The sequence below is a fragment of the Microvirga flocculans ATCC BAA-817 genome (assembly GCF_000518665.1).
Lineage (GTDB): Bacteria > Pseudomonadota > Alphaproteobacteria > Rhizobiales > Beijerinckiaceae > Microvirga > Microvirga flocculans.
On the sequence record NZ_JAEA01000009.1, the window covers coordinates 202,619 to 222,817 of the forward strand.

General features: G+C 60.3%; 14 protein-coding genes and 1 pseudogene. 9 read left to right on the top strand and 6 right to left on the bottom strand.

What is annotated here, in order from left to right; genetic code table 11:
- Positions 1-67: 67 nt before the first annotated feature.
- A complete protein-coding gene (locus L879_RS22830) occupies positions 68-1,654 on the bottom strand; it encodes a S8 family serine peptidase (RefSeq protein ID WP_084020956.1) in 1,587 nt (528 codons plus the stop codon).
- A 283-nt stretch (positions 1,655-1,937) separates the two neighbouring features.
- On the bottom strand, positions 1,938-4,937 hold the full coding sequence (locus tag L879_RS24485; protein WP_035459431.1) for a bifunctional diguanylate cyclase/phosphodiesterase: 3,000 nt from the start codon (positions 4,935-4,937) through the stop codon (positions 1,938-1,940).
- Between the two features lie 904 nt (positions 4,938-5,841).
- Between L879_RS24485 and L879_RS0112060 the strand changes: the two genes are divergently transcribed.
- From L879_RS0112060 to L879_RS0112080, 5 genes are all read left to right on the top strand, one after another.
- Positions 5,842-6,528 carry a response regulator transcription factor gene (locus L879_RS0112060; protein ID WP_027316326.1) on the top strand — a complete coding sequence of 229 codons (687 nt, stop codon included), beginning with the start codon at positions 5,842-5,844 and terminating at the stop codon, positions 6,526-6,528.
- A gap of 712 nt (positions 6,529-7,240) precedes the next feature.
- Positions 7,241-10,042: a hybrid sensor histidine kinase/response regulator gene (locus L879_RS0112065; RefSeq protein WP_027316327.1), complete on the top strand. Its 2,802-nt coding sequence runs from the start codon at positions 7,241-7,243 to the stop codon at positions 10,040-10,042.
- A gap of 2 nt (positions 10,043-10,044) precedes the next feature.
- The gene (locus L879_RS0112070; protein WP_027316328.1) at positions 10,045-10,533 is read left to right on the top strand and encodes a chemotaxis protein CheW; all 489 of its coding nucleotides are present in this window, start codon (positions 10,045-10,047) and stop codon (positions 10,531-10,533) included.
- A 49-nt stretch (positions 10,534-10,582) separates the two neighbouring features.
- The gene (locus tag L879_RS0112075; protein WP_027316329.1) at positions 10,583-10,966 is read left to right on the top strand and encodes a response regulator; all 384 of its coding nucleotides are present in this window, start codon (positions 10,583-10,585) and stop codon (positions 10,964-10,966) included.
- Positions 10,967-10,985: 19 nt separating this feature from the next.
- Positions 10,986-11,687 carry a protein phosphatase CheZ gene (locus L879_RS0112080; protein WP_035459485.1) on the top strand — a complete coding sequence of 234 codons (702 nt, stop codon included), beginning with the start codon at positions 10,986-10,988 and terminating at the stop codon, positions 11,685-11,687.
- A gap of 21 nt (positions 11,688-11,708) precedes the next feature.
- Here L879_RS0112080 and L879_RS21505 read toward each other — a convergent pair whose 3' ends face one another.
- The 4 genes and pseudogenes from L879_RS21505 to L879_RS24285 form a co-directional block, all read right to left on the bottom strand.
- Entirely contained in the window at positions 11,709-14,426 is a 2,718-nt protein-coding gene (locus tag L879_RS21505; protein WP_161634663.1) for a heparinase II/III domain-containing protein, read from the bottom strand.
- 95 nt (positions 14,427-14,521) lie between these two features.
- Entirely contained in the window at positions 14,522-15,142 is a 621-nt protein-coding gene (gene fixJ, locus L879_RS0112095) for a response regulator FixJ (RefSeq protein ID WP_027316331.1), read from the bottom strand.
- Entirely contained in the window at positions 15,111-16,670 is a 1,560-nt protein-coding gene (locus L879_RS24280) for a PAS domain-containing sensor histidine kinase (protein WP_035459489.1), read from the bottom strand. Before L879_RS24280 ends, fixJ begins: the two co-directional genes overlap by 32 nt.
- Before the next feature lie 15 nt (positions 16,671-16,685).
- Positions 16,686-17,846 (bottom strand): annotated as a pseudogene (locus L879_RS24285) (PAS domain-containing protein); the annotation flags it as partial.
- A gap of 408 nt (positions 17,847-18,254) precedes the next feature.
- Here L879_RS24285 and flgB point away from each other — a divergent pair.
- From flgB to flgG, 4 genes are read left to right on the top strand one after another with little or no spacing between them, the layout of a single operon-like run.
- Positions 18,255-18,644, top strand: coding sequence for a flagellar basal body rod protein FlgB (flgB, locus tag L879_RS0112105; protein ID WP_027316332.1), 390 nt, complete (start codon positions 18,255-18,257; stop codon positions 18,642-18,644).
- On the top strand, positions 18,641-19,057 hold the full coding sequence (gene flgC / locus L879_RS0112110) for a flagellar basal body rod protein FlgC (protein WP_027316333.1): 417 nt from the start codon (positions 18,641-18,643) through the stop codon (positions 19,055-19,057). The genes flgB and flgC overlap by 4 nt, the downstream gene beginning before the upstream one ends.
- A gap of 1 nt (position 19,058) precedes the next feature.
- Entirely contained in the window at positions 19,059-19,388 is a 330-nt protein-coding gene (fliE, locus tag L879_RS0112115; protein ID WP_027316334.1) for a flagellar hook-basal body complex protein FliE, read from the top strand.
- Positions 19,389-19,400: 12 nt separating this feature from the next.
- On the top strand, positions 19,401-20,189 hold the full coding sequence (gene flgG / locus L879_RS0112120) for a flagellar basal-body rod protein FlgG (protein ID WP_027316335.1): 789 nt from the start codon (positions 19,401-19,403) through the stop codon (positions 20,187-20,189).
- The last annotated feature ends 10 nt before the right edge of the window (positions 20,190-20,199 follow it).

Here is a 20,199-nt window from a genome sequence, read left to right on the forward strand (position 1 = left end):
GGCCGCACCAGATGGAAACGTGGCCATTATCGACAGGAAGCCTCCGGACATATTCGGCGATCCGGATTCAGACGATGAAGACATCGTGGTAGGACATCTTGAGGTTTTTCGAGACCGTCGCGAACAGAACCTGCCGGGACGATCCCGTCCCGTCCGCATCGTAATAGAGAGCGCCTTTGGCCTTGTCGTAGACGATCCTGTCCTCGGCATCGCGAGCGTTCTTGCCGCTGGTGAACATGTCGCTGGCGATGGGCTTGGGATGAGACATGCTCCCGGTGCCCGTTTTCCTGAAGACCGCATTGTCCAGATAGAGCGAATCGTCGGCGACACTGAAATCGACGATCCGGTCGACATTGCTGGTGCGGTTCAGGCTCGTGTTGAAGACGAAGGCATCCTTCCCCTGATCGCCTCGCAGAATGTCCTTTCCCGTGCCGCCGAAAATCCTGTCGGCACCTGCATCGCCCTCCAGAACGTCGATGCCTGTGCCGCCATTGAGCGTATCGTTGCCGTCATGCCCTCTGATGATATCCTGACCGTTCAAGCCGAACAGGACATCGTTTCCGCGCCAGCCCCAAATCGTATCGTCGCCGTTCGTGCTTTTCCGGTAAAAGGCCACGATCGCGTCGAGGGTGTTCAAGGCATCGATCCGGGGCACGGCGGCGATATCGTCCACAATCGGAACGCCGGCTGCACGCATCAGGTCCAGCAGGACCATCACCGGTATCTTTTGCCCCCCTGTGATTTCCTGCGACAGATCCTGAGCCAGGGCGACGAGGCCGCTGACCATGGGTGTTGCCATGCTCGTTCCGCTCATCATACCGTAGTTACCGTCGAGCGTCGATGACATGATGTTCGATCCAGGCGCGGCAAGATCGGACATTGTTGTCGACCGCTGGCTGAAGGCCGAGAATGCATTCTCGGTGCTGAGCGTCGATGCAATGGACCATGCATAAGGAGAGGCCGACAGGTAGTTTACGCCTGGCGCATGGTCGTAGTCGTTGCCCGCCGCGATGACCGAAGCGATCCCTGCTTCGGCGAGAGTTTGGATTTCATCCGACAGCTCATTAAAAACCTCGCTGTCATAGTATGTGTTGCTGATGCCGAAGGACATGTTCACGGCAACGATGTTATAGGCGGAACCGTTCTCGACGACCCACTGCCAAGCCTCTTCCATGTCCACGATCGGAGCGCTGCCGTCAGTGTCGCTTCCGATCTTCAGAACGATGAAATTGACCCCCGGCGCGATGCCTGGATAAGTGGGATTTTGCGATCCTACGATGCCCATGACATGGGTGCCGTGTCCGTGCCCGTCGCTGGCATCCGCATCGTTTTCTTCGTTGAAATCATACTGAAACAGAATACGGTCGGCGATGCCGTTTCCATCCGCATCGGGACCGTAGGCCGGGTGGTCGAGATCCGCTCCGGTATCGATCACGACCACCGTCGTTCCAGCTCCATCGATGCCGGCATAAAGCGGATTGCCGCGAACCGAGTCGAGACGGATCAGATCATGCGCAGCAGAGCTGCTTGACGGGTTCGCTCCCGTTCCTCGCGCGACTGCGCTCCATGTCGACCAGGATTGCTGTGTAATGACTTTGCTGGTTGGAATGCCGGATGAAAAATTGATGTCGTTCAATTGAATCCCATGCGTCATGACGTGTCCTGCCGACGGGTCGCGCTGAAGATACGCAACAATGATGGGATGGTTGATAGTGAACGACGCTTTCGATCTGTCAACTATACTTCAGAGAGCGGGAAAATTTGCTCAACGTAAGAATGTCTGTGTCACAGGAAATGCTCTCTCAAGGAGGCGGCGCGGACAGAGATGAAACCAAGCGCGGAACATTCCTCGGCAAAGATTCGCTAGAGCGCCGTAAGACATGCGGAATCATGAAGACAAGGAGCCGATTCCGCTCAACGGAATCGGCTCCGAGGAACTACCCGGCTCTGGCCTTCGAGCTTCGCTCAGTCCGAGGCTTGACGAGCATGGCATTCCAACGGCTCAGCAGTTCCGAGACCTGCGATGCTGCCATGGGCCTCGCATAGAGATAGCCTTGGGCATGATCGCAGCCCAATTCGCGAAGACGGCGCGCTTGCCCATGGGTTTCGACCCCCTCCGCCGTCACCTGAAGGTTCAGGCTCTTTCCGAGCCGGATCACGGTTGCGATGATCGCCTCGTCATCCGGGTCGTGCTCGAGATCGCTGACGAAACTCTGATCGATTTTGATGTGATCGACGGGAAATTGCTTCAAATGAGTCAGCGAAGCATAACCTGTCCCGAAATCGTCAAGGGCGATCTGAACGCCATGATTCCTGAGCGCCGCGAGAGCGGAGGAAACGTTATCGGAGTTCTTCCCGAGAAGAACGGTTTCAGTGACCTCGACCTCGAAGAGCGCCGATGGAACCGTGAACCTGTCGAAGGCCGACAACATGTTGTCGACGATTCCTTCCTGGCTGAATTCGGCAGGGGACAGATTCAGCGCGATGCGTCCTATGGAAAGGCCTTGGTCGATCCATTGGCGGACATCGGCCGCGACCTTTGACGTCAAGAGCTTTCCGATCGATGCTGCGACTTCATGGTCCTCGAAGACGGCGCCGAAGAAACCAGGCGTCAGGATTCCCTTGCTCGGGTGAATCCAGCGCGCCAAAGCTTCGAGGCCGATAACCTCTCCTGTCGCGAGGCTCACCTTCGGTTGGTAGAAGGGGACGATTTCGCCCTTGGCAATAGCCTCGCGGATGCCCCTGCTCAAGGATACGCGATGTTCGATGGGCTTGCGCATTTCAGGCGAGTAGGTGACCACCCGGTTCCGGCCCTCTGCTTTCGCCTGATACATCGCGATATCGGCGTCCTTGACCAGTTCGGCCGGCTTTCTGTCATGATTGGGAAAGGCAGCGATGCCGATGCTCACACGGCTGATGAGCGTGCGCCTTCGATGCGTCAAGGGTTGACGCAGGGATTCTGCGATGAGCGAACCGAGATGAGCGGCATCTTCCAGCTTCATGGGGTCGATGACGAGCACAGCGAATTCATCGCCGCCGATGCGGGCCACGGTGTCGCAGTCGCGGACGAGCTTGGAAAGGCGGCGCGCCGTTTCCTGCAGCACGGCATCGCCTGCATCATGACCCAAGGTGTCGTTGATGTCCTTGAAATCGTCCAGGTCGATGGAAAGAAGGCTGACGCTCGTCCCGTCTTGCTCAGCCTTCTCAAGAGCCGCCTCAAGTCGGCGCTGAAAGAGGTTCCGGTTGGGAAGTCCTGTCAGGGCATCGTGATTGGCCGAGCGCCAGATTTCTTCCTCGGCCTCCTTCTGCTCGCTGATGTCGAAGGTGACGCCCACGATCCTGTCGGGGCCGGCCTGCTCCGCGCGGGCGCGCAGCCAGCGCACTTCACCGCTTGGCAGGACATAACGGCACTCCACGGAATCGGCTCCATCCGTCCGGATCCGCTGCAGAAAATTCTCGACCTTCCGATGGTCGTCAGGATGGATACCCGTCATGAAGCTTTCATCGCATCCGGGCGTGATGCCGAGGAGCGCGAGGGCATTCGCGGAGCGCGTGGTCGTTCCCGTTTGCGGATTGAATTCCCAGGCGATCATGTGGGCGGCCTTCAACGCGAGCTGAAGCCGCTCCTCACTCTCTCGCAAGGCCTGCTCGGATTGCTTGCGCTCATGAATGTCGACGGCGATACCGAACCACTGGTCGATCTTGCCGTGCTCGTTCTTGATGGGCTGGCCGCGCAGAATGAACCAACGATACATTCCGTCGGAGGCCCGGCGCAGCGGGATCTCGATCTCGAACGAGCGGCCGGCTTCGAGGGACTGAGTCCAGAGCGTCAAAGTCCGCTCCCGATGAAGCGGATGGATGACGGCTTCCCAGCCTTCTGACAGATTGTCGCCCGAGCGGAGGCCTATATACTCGTACCAGACATCGTTGCAGTATGTGAGCCGACCGCTTGCATCGCTGAACCAGACGATCTGCGGCGCCTGGATCGAGAGGGGCATGGCATCGATGAGCGTGCGCAGGCGCTTTTCACTGTTGCGCAGGTCATCCTCCGCCTGGCGAAGCTCCGTGATGTCGCGCGAGATGCACAGAAGGCCTTGCGGCGTTCCATCCCGGTTCATGATCGGCGTGACGATGGTGTCCCACCATTTTCGTTTGCCGGTGACGGTTGTGCATGGTCCCTGAAAGCGCCCCGTGCCTCCGGATTTGGCGATTTCGATCGCCTCGCGGATATCCGGTTCCGCTATGTCGCTCCAGATCCCGGACCAATGACATCCTTCCAGCGTGCTGAAGTCTGGGATTTCAAGGGCGCGAATGCCGCCCTGGCTCATGAAGCGAAGGCGGCCCTTGAGGTCGAAAACCTGAATGCAGTCGTCCGAGCTCGCAAGCAGGCGCCGCGTGAATTCCTCGCTTTCCGCAACGGTTCTGTTGGCGAGCTTCAGCTCAAGCTGGCACATGACGGTTCGAGCCAGGGCCGCGAGCGCTTTTTTCTGCTGTTCGCTCAAGCCCTCCGGCCGGTGATGATGGTCGAGCACGCAAAGCATTCCGAGAGGAAGCCCATCCTTGGTTTTCAAGGGAGCCCCTGCGTAGAATGACAGGGATGACATGGTCTCGTCGCGCATGATCTCCTGGAAGCGATGATCCTTGTTGAGATCGGGGATGACGAACAGGTCGGATTGCTGGATGGCGTGATTGCAGATCGAAGCGCTGCGCGGCCTTTCCGTTTCTTCCAAGCCGATCTTCGCCTTGAGCCATTGCCGGTTCTCGTCGATGAACGAGATGAAGGCTATCGGCGTGTGGCAGATCTGGGCGGCGATTTCCGCAATATTATCGAACTCGATCTCCGGTTCCGTATCCAGAATCCCGAAAGTCTCGAGCGCTGCGAGGCGATCAATCTCCTTCCATTCCGGGAGATTGCCGTGGCCAGGATTCTCTCTCATGCAGGAATTGCCTCTGTGGAAGCGCGCATCAGGTGGGAAAGCGACGGATGTGAAGCGCCTCATGGAGGAACGTCATGTCTCGACGATGGCGCGATCCGTTGTGGGTGATGTATCCGGGCTCAAACCGGAAAAATGGCAATGCGTCATGCAAGCCCCATGAAGGGCGCGCCATAATGCTCAACGGCCTATTGTCCGCAATGTCTTGAACCATAATCGCCCGTTGAGGTACTGGCGAGTGTCCCGTCGGTCAAGACGCGCCGGACGCTCACGGTGAGTCCCCGGTTAATTGCAGAGCGGATGCCGGGAAGAGCGCCGTTGCGCTGACAACGGTGTCCGCGCTTGAGCTGCCGTCGTGCGGGACCATGCCTTCCGGTTTCTTTGCAGTCGATCGGCTTCGGAAGTGGAATCGAAAGGAAGGATCATCTGCTGCGCTTCTCGAAAATGGCACGCCAGCTAGCGCCAAGCCTCATGAGCGATTCTCCCGCCGTGGATCCGGCTGATGAACGAAACCTTTCTCGCGCCGTAAGTGGTTCTACGTATCGCGTCGATTGCGGGAACTACGTAGTAACTTCGTTTCGATCGTCCGATGCCGTCTCACGCGGCGGACCGATCTTGGCGAGGGCGGCCGAAAGACGCTTTCCCTGTCAGTGTGTTAGGCGGCGCCACCGCTCCCCAGATCCCCGCGGTAAGATCCTACTTTGATCCTGAAACGTTTGGTTAAGCTTCGTTAAAGCCCATTAACCATAAGCAGCAACGGACTCCCTTTATTTACGTATTGTCCGAAGCGGCAGCGAAATATAGCTTTTGATTCAGCCGCAAAAAAGAGTTCGAGTTAAGTAAAGTAATGAAAGCGGCAAGCAATAAATTACAAAACGCGCTTAATTACTAAGGCGGGGCAGAATAAATGTATATCGTCGTCGATGACCGGCAGATGGTTACGTCCGGATATGTTGCGAGTTTCAAGCGTGAAGGCATATCCTCCCTTGGCTTGTATGCTGATGAATTCAACGAGTGGCTTGAGACGGCCTCGGAATCGGATCTCGAGGCGGTGCAGGGGTTCGTGCTGGGCAGCTTCGAAGAACGGGTTCATTCCGCCGAGAGCATCCGGCGTTATTCCAAGGCGCCCATCATTGCCTTGAGCGATGTTCGGTCGCTTGAGGAAACGCTGGAACTCTTCACCGCGAAGTTCGACGATGTGGTTCGCAAGCCGGTCCATGTGCGGGAGATCCTGGCTCGCTCGCAGGCGATCTGGCGGCGTGTGAATGCAAATTCAGGCAAGAAGATCCAGAACGACACCGACAGGCTCAAGGTCTTCTTCGATGGCCGCGATCCCGAGATCGACGGCCTTCCTCTCTCGCTTCCGCGCCGTGAGCGGCATATCCTCGAATATCTTGTCCGCAAGAGAGGACATCGCCTGACGAAGAAGCAGATCTTCGATGCGGTCTATGGAATCTACAGCGAGGATGTCGAGGACAGCGTCGTCGAAGGACATATCAGCAAGTTGCGCAAGAAGCTGCGGCAGCGTCTCGGATATGACCCGATCGATGCGAAAAGATATATCGGCTACTCCTATGTGGGCGCAACGTCCTGACCTCTGACGAGGAGCATGATCGTTGGTCGCTCCGCAGCGTCGGCATCATCGTCCATGCGCGATAGCCGGGATCGTGAAAGGTCCCGGCCGTCAACTGTCGATCCGATGCGGCTTTCCGAACAGAGATGCCCGGTTCGAGATTGCAAGCAGGATGCCGCTTTTCGTCGCGGCGAGAAGACAAGCAAAAAACATTCAGCGACAGCACGACGCCGACCGTCCTGACGGCCTTCTTCTCGATGCAGCAATGTTGCGACGAAGACTTCCGGTTCAAAGCCCCCACGCAAAGAAATGGATCCCGAATCTCCCTGCGCGTTAACTTTATTGCAGGGAACCGTAACGTAAGCTTCTATGAAGTCAGAGTTGAAGCCGCTGAAGGCGAGGGGGCTGACCCCGTCATTTCGCGCTTTCAACCTGTTGAGATATCGAGGGGCAAGTCGCTCTTGCAGTCCAGGCAAGTTCGACGAAGCGAGCGAGACGTATCGGGAAAAGGTCAGAGGCTACCGGTCCGACGGCTGTAGGCTGCGGAGCGGTGAAGCCGAAAGGATCAGCCCGGGCATCGAAAGCCGAACGCAACGCCGCTCCACGATTCTCAAGCATGGACATGAGGTTCAGCGCTTAACTGCCGGCATGAAGGCCGCATGAGTCACCTAACTCGAGGTGTCCCATCGCGGACGCCTTGGGGCGGCCCCCAAGTGAGTGTTGAGTTACGGCAATGGACGACCTTCTTCTTGAGTTTCTGACTGAGACCAACGAGCATCTCGAAACGGTCGACGTGGAAATGGTCCGCTTCGAGCAGGACCCTAATAACGAGGCGATCCTCAGCAACATCTTCCGCTTGGTGCACACTATCAAGGGAACCTGCGGCTTTCTCGGCCTGCCGCGTCTCGAGGCGCTCGCCCATGCTGCGGAAACCCTGATGGGCAAATTCCGCGATGGGATGCCGGTCACGACCCCTGCGGTCTCCCTGATTCTGTCGACCCTCGACCGGATCAAGGAGATCCTCGGCGAGCTCGAGCGCCAGGGCGCCGAGCCCGAAGGCTCCGACACCGACCTCATCGCGATGCTCGAGCGCATGGCGTCTCAGGAGGCGCCGGCCCCTGAAGCGGCCGCGCCCGCGCCGCAGCCGCAAACCTCGGGCACCGTGGTTTATCAGGTTCTGGAGCGCGAGCTGAGACCGGGCGAAGTTTCCCTCGATGAGCTAGAGCGTGCGTTCCAGGAAGCTCCGGGGCCTGAGAAGGCTTCCACCATGGGCACATTGACCTATCAGGTTCTCGAGCGACCCTTGAAGCCCGGAGAGGTTTCCCTCGACGAGCTGGAGCGCGCCTTTCGCGAGGCGCCAGGGCCTGCCCCCCTCGTCATCGAGAAACCTGCGGCCGCTCCTGCCAAAGCAAGCGCGCCTCCACCTGCGGTCAGCGCTGCGCCTGCCAAGAAAAGCGCCGAGTCCTCCGAGACACAAGAGAATGGAGAGGGAATCGCCGGCAAGGTGCAGACCATTCGCGTCAATGTCGACACGCTCGAACACCTGATGACGATGGTGTCCGAACTCGTGCTGACCCGGAACCAGCTGCTCGAAATCGCTCGCAGAAGCTCCGAGGATCACGGTTACAAGGTTCCGCTGCAGCGCCTGTCGCAGGTGACCGCGGAGCTGCAGGACGGGGTCATGAAGACCCGCATGCAGCCCATCGGCAACGCATGGCAGAAATTGCCTCGCGTGGTGCGCGATCTGTCCAACGAGCTCTCCAAGAAGATCGAGCTCGTGATGCAGGGCGCCGACACGGAGCTAGACCGGCAGGTGCTGGAGGTCATCAAGGATCCTCTCACCCACATGGTCCGGAACTCGGCCGACCACGGCATCGAAAGCCCGGCCGAGCGGAAGGCGGCCGGAAAGCCCGAGAAGGGAACGATCCGTCTCAACGCCTATCACGAGGGCGGCTCGATCACCATCGAGATCGCCGATGACGGCAAGGGCCTGAACCTCGCGGCCATCCGCAAGAAGGCCGTCGAGCGCGGCGTCGCCAGCGATGCGGAGGTGGACAAGATGAGCGACGCTCAGGTGGCGAAGTTCATCTTCCATCCCGGTTTCTCGACCGCGGCCAAGGTCACCTCCGTCTCCGGCCGCGGCGTCGGAATGGACGTCGTCAAGACGAATATCGAATTGATCGGCGGAACCGTCGATATCCGTTCCGAGCAGGGGCGCGGCACCACGTTCACGATCAAGATTCCGCTTACCCTGGCCATCGTCGCAGCGCTGATCGTCTCCTCCAAGGATCAGCGATTTGCGATCCCGCAGGTGGCCGTCTCCGAACTCGTGAGGGTGGCGCCGTCCTCCGAGCATTCCATCGAGCGCATCAATGGAACGCCGATCCTGCGTCTGCGCGACCGGCTGCTGCCGATCGTGCCCCTGTCGAAGGTCATGGGCCTGAGCAGGGACGAGGATGTCGATCACGGTTTCGTCGTCGTGACCCAGGTTGCGCATCAACGGTTCGGTATCCTGGTGGATGGCGTCTTCCATACGGAGGAAATCGTCGTCAAGCCGATGTCCTCCAAGCTGAAGCATATTCAACTCTTTTCGGGAAACACGATCTTGGGCGACGGCGCCGTCGTGTTGATCGTCGATCCGAACGGGCTTGCGCGCATGGTCGGCTCGGGCGCGGACAGCAACGAGTTCCAGACCGATTCGGGACAGGAGCAGGCATTCGTGGCGGCGGACGAGATGACCAGCCTTCTCGTCTTCCGCGGCGGCGGCGAAAGCCTGAAGGCCGTTCCGCTGTCCCTCGTCACGCGCCTTGAGGAGATAGATGCTTCGACGATCGAGTGGTCGAGCGGTCGGCCGGTCGTCCAGTATCGCGGACGCCTCATGCCGCTGGTCTCCTGCGACGATGAGCTGGCGATCAAGCGCCAGGGTATGCAATCGCTGCTGGTCTTCTCCGATGGTGATGTCTCCATGGGACTCGCCGTGGCGGAAATCGTCGACATCGTCGAGGACAAGCTGGATGTCGAGCTCCTGGCCGAGCGCTCGGACCTGGTCGGCTCGGCCGTCGTGCGCGGGCGGACGACGGAGATCGTCAACGTCGCGCATTACCTGCCGATGGTTCTCGAGACATGGTCCCGCAAGGACCATAAGGGAAGGCAGGAGAAGACCCTGCTTCTCGTCGACAGCTCCGCCTTCTTCCGGGACATGCTGGTTCCGGTTCTCAAGGCATCGGGCTACCGCGTCCATACGGCCACGACCGCGCAGGACGCCGTCCGTCTCCTGTCCAACGGCCTGCAGGTCGACATCGTGATCACCGATCTCGAACTCTCCGGCCATTCCGGCTTTGCGCTCGTCGCGTCCCTGCGGGCCGATCCCCAGCACAGCGCAACCCCCGTCATCGGGATGACCGTGAAGCTGGACCAGCAGCAGATGGCCTTGGCGAGAAAGCTGCAGATTGCGGAAGTCGTGTCCAAGATCGACCGTCGTGGCCTGCTCTCTGCACTGGCTGAGTTGAGCGGCTCGTTGGAGGAGGCTGCATAATCATGAAGATGCTCGATACGAATGCGCCAGCAACGGCAAAGACCGTGTCCAGGCAAATGGAATTCGTGACCGTCACTGTGGCGGGGCAGTTGCTGGGGCTCCCCATCAACCGCGTGCACGATGTCTTCGTCGTCAGCGAGATGACGACCGTCCCACTCGCGCCGCCCGAGATCGCAGGTCTCCTGAACCTGCGCGGTCGGGTGGTGACGGCTGTCTCGCTTCGCCGGAGATTGGGGCTGGAAGACCTGCGGGATTCGGAGCGGAGAATGGCGGTGGGCCTCGAGAACCACGGCGAGGCTTATGGCCTTCTCGTGGACGAGGTCGGAGAAGTGCTGAAACTCGACCCCGATGAGATGCAGCCCAATCCGGTCCACATGGATCGCGGATGGGTCGGCCTGTCCCAGGGTGTTCATCAGCTGCGGGACAAGCTTCTGATCGTGCTCGACGTCGATGCGGTTCTCGCCTTCGAGAGCGGCCGTGAGGCGGCCTAATTCCGGTTCGGCGAAGACAATCTCCCGCGGTTGATGAGGATATGATCCTGTGAGCTTAGATCTCTCCATCCCTGTTCTCGTCGTCGATGATTATCAGACGATGATCAGGATTCTCCGAAACCTCCTGAAGCAGATCGGATTCACCGATGTGGACGACGCCTCCGACGGGCAGGCGGCCCTGGAGAAGCTGCGCAACAGGAAGTACGGGCTCGTGATCTCCGATTGGAACATGGCCCCGATGACCGGCTTCGAGCTCCTTCAGCATGTGCGCGCGGACGCGGAGCTGAGCGCATTGCCTTTCATCATGGTAACGGCCGAGGCGAAGACCGAGAACGTGGTCGCCGCCAAGCAGGCGGGCGTCAACAACTACATCGTGAAGCCCTTCAACGCCGAGACCTTGCGGTCGAAGATCAGCGCCGTCATCGGCGCGTGACGGAATACGAGTGCAGGCCATGCAGCCACGCAAGAATTATCGCATCGAGGCAAGCCTAGGTTCTCCTCTGGATGACGATGGAGTGCTTGAGCGGCATTCCGAGATCATGAACATGCTCGGAGCCATCAAGGAATCCATCGTTCCGGCACGGGAACTGTCGACCTCACTGCTCGAAGAGCACCGGCGCGACATGCAGGAGGCTCTCCGCCTCAAGGTGGAGCTCGATTCCATCTACGAAGCCATCGAACGGACTAAGAAGGAAATTGCGACCCTCCGCTATGCGGGCGCTCAGGGGCAGGAGCTGACCCGCGTGACGGACGAGCTCGGCGCTATCGTCATCGGAACGGAAAGTGCGACCAATGCCATCCTGGCGGCGGCTGAGAAGGTCGACGAGTTGTCGAGCAATCTCTCCTCGCGCTTGTCCGGGGGCGACCAGGAAATCGCACGTGAGATTCTGGATCAGGTCATCTGCATCTTCGAGGCCTGCAATTTCCAGGATATTACAGGTCAGCGGATCAGCAAGGTGGTGAACGCCATGCGCTTCGTGGAAGAGCGCGTTCATCACATGATCGATATCTGGGGCGGGCTTGAGAGCTTCAAGGATATCGATACCCTCGACGCGGCGAAACCGAAGGGAGAGGAGGCGCTGCTCAATGGCCCGGCACTCGCCTCGGATTCAGGCGTAACCTCGCAGGCCGACATCGATGCGCTCTTCGGTTGAGCGCCGATGACGGCAACGACGTCAGACGAGGAGATCCTTGACTTCCTGCGAGGCGATGAGCTCGAGGATCCGGTTCTGCGCTTGCAGGGTGAGGCCGAGGATGATCCCGCCGCAAACATGGCCTGAGCCGGAAAATCGATAGCGCAGGACATTGGCGGGGTGAAGCTCGTCCGCGCGGTCGAAAACAAAGCCGTCCAGGGCTCCGGGGCGGTCGCTGTGGCCGTTCTGCAGCTCCAGCCCGTTGAACTGGCCGGCGAGCGCATAGGGGGCCATGCGCAGCCGCTCCCGTTTATGGAAGCCGACCGCGAGCTGCGCATTGGCCAGGGCGACGGCAATATCGTCCTTGAAATGCAGCAATCCTTCCACCGTCAGTTCCGGACGGTGTGACTTGAAACTGTCGAAGACGCCGATGGCGCTCAGATCCTTCAGGCACACGAAGATCCGGGCGTGATCGTAGTCCGGGCCGTGAACATTCGTCCCGATGCGGACAATGCTCGCCTCGTCGAGGGAAAGACTGGCCTCGATCCATCCTTGGCCCGCCGATTGCTCCCTGCCATCCGGCAGGGCGGCATTGTGCGCCCGCGACGAGAGAAGATAGTGTCGCACGGGACCGGCCTCATGCAGGCTTGAGCCTCCTGCGTCAACGATCCATTCCACGCCTTGAGCCGTGTACACGAACGATGTGCAGTCACGGTGACCGTTTTCAAAGCCTTGCTCATGGAATGAGGTGCAGAGATAGCTCCAGCCGGGCTTGCGCTCGTAATTGCGGAAAGCGGCGACCCCTGCGCTCCCGGACACAAACATCCGCGGGCCTGTCGGGTAGGACAGTTCCTCCGCAAGGGCACGGTCGGCCAACAGCCACCGGCCATGAATCGATATGAGCCGCCGCAGCCACGATGCATGGTGCAGGTGAAGCGTGTCGCCGAAGGCGGGCAGCATGCCCGCCGGATCCGTGACGGCGACGGCGAGCCGGAGGCATTGGGTGAGGCGCGGAATGAGGAGATTTCTCAACTCCTGCGCCTCTTCCGTGCTTTCAAGGTGTTGAGCCAGGATGATTCCGAGCGACACGATCTCGAGACGGACATGAAAGGATGGCTCTGTCGAAGAACCATCGGCTGCGATCGACTGCTCGAAGGCATTGCGGAGCTGATGGAGCGCGACGGATTCCCAATGTCCCGCAAGCGGGAAGAGCGGAACGGCGCGGGCCAGGGATAGCAGGGCGCAGGCGGTGCGGATCTGGATGATGGAAAGCGAGAAGAGATTCTGGCCAAGAATTTCCGCCAGCGCGAAGCCATGGCGAACGGCCTCGGCAAGGAGCGTCTCCTGCTTTCCGATATCAGCTCCGCCCTTCTGTGACACGTTGAGGGCGAGGAGATTCAGGAACACCTCCGCGCGTGCTGCCGTCAGCGATGGATAGGCGCTGAGAGCGTCCCTGGGCTGGCCCCAAGGGTTCGCCCGTGACCAGGAAACCGCAAGCTCCGTCGCACGTTGAAGACCGCCGGATTCCACGCTGCCGGCAAGATCCATAAGCCAGCAAAGCGATTGGTACTCCATGCGCCACGCCGTGGAGCGAAACGGATCTTCCGTCCATTCGGGCGCTTCGGGCAAGGTCCATGGCCGTTGGCCGCCGAGGATCAGCGCGCTGCCGGCAATCGCCGAGGCATCGCCGCGCTGCAGAGCCCTCAGCTTGTCGTGATAGGTAAACAGCGCGGCGAGGGATCCATCATCGATCAGGTCTTTCGGCTGGCGCACGGTTGCGCTTGGACTTTCCTCGAGGCGAGCGAGCGCTTCGCTCAGGAAATCGCGGGCGCCCATGAGATGCTCGCCCAAAATGTTCTCGAGCAGAAGATCCGCGCCGAGGGACACTTCGAGCGGCGTCACCAGTTCCAAGAAGCTCTCGTCCCGCCAGACCTGAAATCCGACCTCGACCGTTGCGGCTTGCGAAGGCGCGGGAAGTTCGAGCGTGAAGCGCCGGGTCTGCCGGTGCACGGGAATATCGATGAAAGCGCCAAGCGCGGGCGAGACGGGAATTCCATCGGGCGGGGGAAGAAGCGCGCCCTTGGCATCGCGGAAGAGAACGCGCGCGAACGCGCCGCCTTCCGAGCCGGCATTGATCAATTGCCCTCTGACGAGAAGAGGCTGGCCGGGAACGACGCCATAACGGAACCAGGCAGGCTCGGTGTTCAAGGGCAACCAGGCCCGCCGTGAACCGGCGTGCGCGGCATCCGGCTCTTCCAAGGTCGGGTGCAGTTGGCCTGCGGCACGCTGCTTCAGCTGCGGATCGATGACCGTGAAAGGATGCGAATTGCGCCAGCTTCGGATCGTCACCCCGATCTGCCGCGCCGGAGACGGAACCAGAAAACTGCAGCGAACGACGGCGCAGTGAAGGTCGCGTCCCGTATCGAAGGAGCCGGGACCGGGAACAGGGATGCTGTGGGGATCGATGGCGGTCTTCGACAGTCCCGGGACATGGCTGAAGTCGATGCTCGATCCGTCCTCGGTCATGAAATCGACGCCGATGACGGCGAAGTCGTGCACAAGCCTGCTCTTCTCCTCCGGGTTCCATGAAAGCTGGAAAGTCAACTCGCACCATGTGTCGCCGGTCAGATCCCTGAACGTGAAGGATGTGCGCGACCACCGGTTCTGGTTCGACACGGCATAGTGCCGCTGAGCGGTCTCGGGCAATGTCTCGGCGCCCTGTTCGGCGGGAACCGGAAGAATGAGTCTGACATCGGCCATGGAGTTACCGGGGATTGTGGAAAGGAAGTGCGAGGGGGCTGCGTCCGAGAAGGCCCTGTGCCCCATCTCTTCGGTCTTGTCCGTCAAGGTGCCGATCAGCTGCCGCTGACGACTTCGAGGAACAACGCCATGCGGATCAATTCCGAGAGGCTTTTTGCTTCCATCTTGGCCATGACGTTGGAGCGGTGGATCTCCACGGTTCTGATGCTGATGTTCAGCTCATGGGCGATTACCTTGTTGGCCTTGCCGGCCACGAGACCGTCGAGAACCTGGCGCTCGCGTTGAGAGAGCGATTGCAGACGCGCCTGCGTGCGCAGCAATTCCTGGTTCTTGAGGACACTTTTCTCATCGCAGACCAGGGCGAAGCGCACCACTTCGAGAAAACGGTCCTCCCGAAACGGCTTTTCGAGGAAGTCGATCGCGCCGGCCTTCATCGCCTCCACTGCGAGGGGAATGTCCGCATGCCCGGTCATGACGATGACGGGAACGTTGAACCCACGCGCATGCAGGCGACGGATGAACTCCAGCCCGTCGATGCCGGGCATGCGCACATCCGTTACGATACAACATCTGCCGGGATCGCTCACCTCGTCGAGAAAGGCTTTTGCGGAGTCATAGAGACGAACGTTCAGTCCAGCCGACACAAGAAGAAAGGAGAGGGCCTTTCGCACTCCGAGATCATCATCAACCACATGCACGATCGGCGTGTTCGACACTGGCCATGTCCTCTTTATCGACAATTCTGAGGGTGAAATGGAACGTTGTTCCTTCGCCGGGAATAGATTCCGCCCAGATCTTGCCGCCGTGCGATTCAACAATCGTCCGGCAGATCGATAGACCAACTCCCATCCCGCTCTGTTTCGTCGTGGTAAACGGCTTGAAAAGGTTCTTCAAGACCTCCGGATGAATCCCCGATCCGGTATCCTGAACGCTCACCTCAACCATGCCATCCTCGTCGATGACATTCGCGCGGATCGTCAGATCGCGTCGGCTCGCGTCCTGCATGGCTTCGACCGCATTCCGGATCAGATTGAGCAGCACCTGCTGGATCTGGACGCGGTTGACGAGAACGAACGGGCAGTCAGAGGGAAAATTGAACTCGACCTTGACGTCCTTCTCCTTGGCGCCGACAAGGGCCAGGGCGCTGGCCTCTTCGATGAGCCGCTGAAGGCCTTCGATCTGCGGTTCGCTCCCGCCGCGGGCTACGAATTCCCGCAATTGCCGGATGACCTCGCCCGCGCGCAAAGCCTCCTCTGCCGCTTCGTTGACCGCATGCCGGACGAGGGAAAGATTCTCATCGTTCATATGCGTGAGAATCATGTTGCAGCCCTTGAGGTAGCTTGTGATCGCCGTCAGCGGCTGGTTGATTTCATGGGCGAGGGCCGATCCCATCTCGCCCAAAGCCGTGAAGCGCGACATGTAGGTGAGCTCGGATTGCAGCTCCTGCATCCGCGTTTCCGTGCGCTGGCGTTCGGTCAGATCGCGGATGAAGGCCGTGAAGAAGCGTTCGCCGTCGGATTCCATTTCGCCGACCTGCACTTCCATCGGAAAGGTCGAGCCGTCCTTGCGCTGGGCCATGGCGACGCGGCCCGAGCCGATGATGCGCCGCTCGCCCGTATCCCGATAGCGCCGGATGTAGTCGTCGTGCTGCTCCTGGTAAGGCAGGGGCATCAGGACCACGACGTTCGAGCCGATGATCTCCTCGGGATCGTAGCCGAACATCCGCACGGCCGTGGCGCTGAAATAGCGCACGATGCCGTTCTCATCGGCCACGATCATCGCGTCCGGCACGGTTTCCAGGATCGACCGCAGATGCGCCTCGCTCGTGCGCAGGCGCTCCTCGCTGGAGCGCAGGGCGTTCTCCGCCAGCTTCCTCTGCGTGATATCCTGAACGGTTCCGATCTTGCGGATGGGCTGTCCACGCTCGTCGAGCATGGTTCGGCCGATAGCCGTGACCCAACGCTCGTCGCCGGTATCGGGGCGGACGACCCGGAAGGTGCAACTGTAGGTCAGGTTCCCGCCCGGCTCGTCGGCATAGAATGTCAGCGCCACCCGTTTGCGGTCGTCAGGATGGACGCGGCTGAGAACGAGTTCCTGCGTTACGGGAACATCGCCTTGGAGCCCCAGAATCTCGCGGGCTTCGGGCATCCATTGGCGATGCCCGCTGACGAGATCCTGATCCCAGATGCCGAGAGCGGTCGTTTCGATGGCGAGGCGCAGGCGCTCCTCGCTGTCGCGGAGCATGATCTCCGCCTGCCGCTGATCGTGAATATCCGTGATGGTTCCGACCCATTCCTGGACCGCGCCGCTCTCGTTCAGAAGGGGTACCGCGCGGGCCAGCACCCAGCGATAGCGACCATCTGCACGCCGGATCCGGTACTCGAACATGCCCGTTTCTTCGGAGGCGCGGATGAGCTGCCATTGCGCGATGACCTGCTCGCGGTCTTCCGGATGGACGGAGTCCAGGAAGCTGAAGCCGATATAGGTCGTCGCGGAATGGCCGCTGAAGGATTCCCAGCCCCAGACCTTCGTGATGAACCCGTCCGCGCGCGCGCGCCAGACGATGGCGGCGCTGGCCTCGATCAGCGCGCGGTATTGCTCCTCGCTGCGGCGCAGCCGCTCGGCAGCCGACTTCTGCTCGTGGATGTCGGTGACGGTGCCGACCCATTCCTGCATCGTGCCGTCCTGGCCACGAAAAGGAACTGCCCTTTCCAGAACCCATCGGTAATCGCCGTTCGGTGCGCGGACGCGGTATTCGCTCGTGCTGGGCCGCTCGGAGGCCAGCGTCTCTAGCCAGTCGGATGTCACGCGCTCGCGGTCGTCGGGATGGACTGCCTCCAGCCAGTCGGCGTCCTTGAAGCTGCCCAAGGCCTGACTGCAGAACTTCTCCCATGTCGAGGATCCCTCGATGATGGAGCCGTCAGGCGACGCGCGCCAGACCGTGGCCGCGCTCGCTTCGATCAGTGCCCGGTACCGTGACTCCTGGGTCCGCAGCGCCGCCTCCGCTGCGATGAAGCGGCTGATGTCGCGGGCGGCGAGGATAAAGCTGCTCAGTGCTCCCGATTCGTTGCGCACCGCGTCAATCGTCACACGGCACAAGAGAGAATTCCCATTGCGGGTGGCGCAGTGAACCTGATCTTCGACGTGGTCGCTTTCGGATGCGGCGATCAGATGCTGCCGGGTTTTCTCGACGGGGCGTGAATCGAGGGAATAAAGCAGTGAGAAATGGCGGCCGATGACTTCGTCCTCGCGCCAGCCGTAGATGAGGCTCGCCCCGACATTCCAGGATACAATGTTTCCAGCCGGGTCGAGCGTCACCAGCGCAAAGTCGGAAACGGCGTGGAGAATGCGATCTGCCTCGACACCGGAAGGAATGCCGGGACTGTCACATCGATTCCCGAACGCAGAAGAATGAGTCATTGCCCCCAACCCAAAAAGCTGCGTCGTCTGCAGGATTTCATGTAATGACAAAGGAATGCGGCTGCCCGCAATACCGATTGGCTCCTCAGTAACAATAAATGCCGCAAAGGGGAGATGAAACTTAGTCGAACGGCTGCGATACAGCGGCACTGGATCGCGCTTCGACAAAGCAGCTCTCTTCTATAAACGATATATTGATTCATAAAACGAAGCGCAGCCGAGGAACGTCGTTTCAGGTTCTCCGGCCGTTAGGATGAAACGCCTCTCGCGAGGATCGAATGCCTCCCGCTGAAGCAGCGTGGAGTTCTTGGGGCCCGCTGCGCGATACCCAGCGGACGACAGGCACGTCAGCCTCGTGCAAGGTTGGAGGGTTAAATGCCTCTTTACCATGTTTGCTCGGAGGCACCTGTGACGGCTCCCGTCTATCTGTTCGACCTGGCATCGCGACAGGCGCAATGGCTTGCCGCTCGTCAAACCACGATTTCCGGAAACGTCGCCAATGCCAACACGCCCGGCTACCGCGCCAGGGACGTTGAGCCCTTCGCCGACGTTCTCGACAAGACGAAGCTGACCATGACCGCCACAAATAGCGGTCACATCGGGTTATCGCCCAGCCGCGCCGAGGCCTCGAAGGTTAAGAAGGCCGACAGCTGGGACACGGTCTACTCGAAGAACTCGGTCAGCCTCGAGCAGGAACTCATCAAGGCCGGTGAAGTCAACCGGCAGCATTCGCTCAACACGAGCATCGTCAAGACCTTCCACCGCATGCTGCTGGCCAGCGTAAGGACCTCGTCATGATCGACCCCCTCATTGCTTCCGGCAAGCTTTCGAGTGCAGGCCTGGAGGCTCAGTCCGCGCGCCTGCGAATCATCTCCGAGAACGTCGCCAACGCGAATTCGACAGGGCGCACGCCCGGATCGGATCCCTACACGCGCAAGACGATCACGTTCAAGGCAGAGCTCGACCGCGCTCTCGGCGCAGCCTCGGTTTCCGTCAAGGATGTGGGGCAGGATGAGGTTCCCTTCCCCGTCGAGTTCGATCCAGGCAATCCTGCGGCCGACGAGAACGGCATGGTCAAGAAGCCGAACGTCAACATGCTGATTGAAATGGCCGACATGCGCGAGGCCAACCGTTCCTATCAGGCCAACCTGCAGATGATGAAGCAGGCCAGGGCCATGATCTCCGCAACCATCGACCTCATGAGGACCTGATATGGTCAGTGCAGTCTCCTCCATCACCTCGATGATCGACCGCCCCGCGGCGGTCGCCGCCGCTCCGGCATTCGGCGTCCAGCCGGGAGGTGTCGGCGTAACGGGTGTCACCCAGACGAGCTTCACCGACATGATGGCTCAGATGGCGACGAGCGCTGTCGACACGCTGAAGGCCGGCGAAGCGGCGTCGATTGCCGGAATTCAAGGCAGGGCCTCGGTGCAGCAGGTCGTCGAAGCCGTCATGTCCGCCGAGCAGACGCTCCAGACGGCCATTGCGATCCGCGACAAGGTGGTTGCGGCCTATCAGGAAATCGCCCGGATGGCGATTTAAAGGGGACGAACGATGAGAGCGCTTGCGATTGCTGCTACCGGCATGAATGCCCAGCAGCTGAACGTCGAAGTGATTGCCAACAACATCTCGAACGTGAACACCACCGCTTTCAAGGGCGCGCGGGCCGAGTTCACGGATCTTCTCTATCAGACCGAGCGTTCTCAGGCCATTCCCAACCAGGCGGGCTCCAGCCCGGTTCCGGAGGGCGCGATGCTGGGTCTCGGCGTTCGCACGGCCGCAATCCGCAATCTGCACCGGCAGGGGTCGCTTGCGAGTACCTCGAATCAGTTCGATCTCGCACTCAACGGCCGCGGATGGTTCCAGGTGAACGCGCCGAGCGGCGAGATCGTCTATACGCGCGCGGGTTCCTTCAACAAGAACGGCGACGGGCAGCTCGTCACCCTCGACGGCTATACGCTCACGCCGCCGATCATCATCCCGCCGAATACCATCGATGTGACGATCAACGAATCGGGCGAGGTCTTCGCCAAGATCGACGGCCAAGCCCAGCCGCAGAATCTGGGGCAGCTGACCCTTGCGAACTTCGCCAACGATGCGGGGCTCGAGCCGATCGGCGGCAACTATTATCGCGAGACCCTGGCTTCCGGCGCTCCCGCTGTCGGCATGCCGTCCGATCCGGGCTACGGCAAGATCCATCAGGGATATCTCGAAGCATCCAACGTCGATCCGATCAAGGAGATCACGAACCTGATCTCCGCGCAGCGCGCCTTCGAGATGAACTCCAAGGTGATCCAGGCGGCGGACGACATGGCGGGAACCGTCTCCAAGGGTATCCGCTAAATCTGGGAAC

Coding starts and splice junctions, on each gene's coding strand:
- L879_RS0112070 (WP_027316328.1), top strand. CDS start 10,045: ATGAAGATGCTCGATACGAATGCGCCAGCAACGGCAAAGACCGTGTCC.
- fliE (WP_027316334.1), top strand. CDS start 19,059: ATGGTCAGTGCAGTCTCCTCCATCACCTCGATGATCGACCGCCCCGCG.
- flgG (WP_027316335.1), top strand. CDS start 19,401: ATGAGAGCGCTTGCGATTGCTGCTACCGGCATGAATGCCCAGCAGCTG.
- L879_RS21505 (WP_161634663.1), bottom strand. CDS start 14,426: ATGGCCGATGTCAGACTCATTCTTCCGGTTCCCGCCGAACAGGGCGCC.
- flgC (WP_027316333.1), top strand. CDS start 18,641: ATGATCGACCCCCTCATTGCTTCCGGCAAGCTTTCGAGTGCAGGCCTG.
- L879_RS0112060 (WP_027316326.1), top strand. CDS start 5,842: ATGTATATCGTCGTCGATGACCGGCAGATGGTTACGTCCGGATATGTT.
- L879_RS24485 (WP_035459431.1), bottom strand. CDS start 4,937: ATGAGAGAGAATCCTGGCCACGGCAATCTCCCGGAATGGAAGGAGATT.
- L879_RS24280 (WP_035459489.1), bottom strand. CDS start 16,670: ATGCTCCGCGACAGCGAGGAGCGCCTGCGCCTCGCCATCGAAACGACC.
- L879_RS0112065 (WP_027316327.1), top strand. CDS start 7,241: ATGGACGACCTTCTTCTTGAGTTTCTGACTGAGACCAACGAGCATCTC.
- L879_RS22830 (WP_084020956.1), bottom strand. CDS start 1,654: ATGACGCATGGGATTCAATTGAACGACATCAATTTTTCATCCGGCATT.
- L879_RS0112080 (WP_035459485.1), top strand. CDS start 10,986: ATGCAGCCACGCAAGAATTATCGCATCGAGGCAAGCCTAGGTTCTCCT.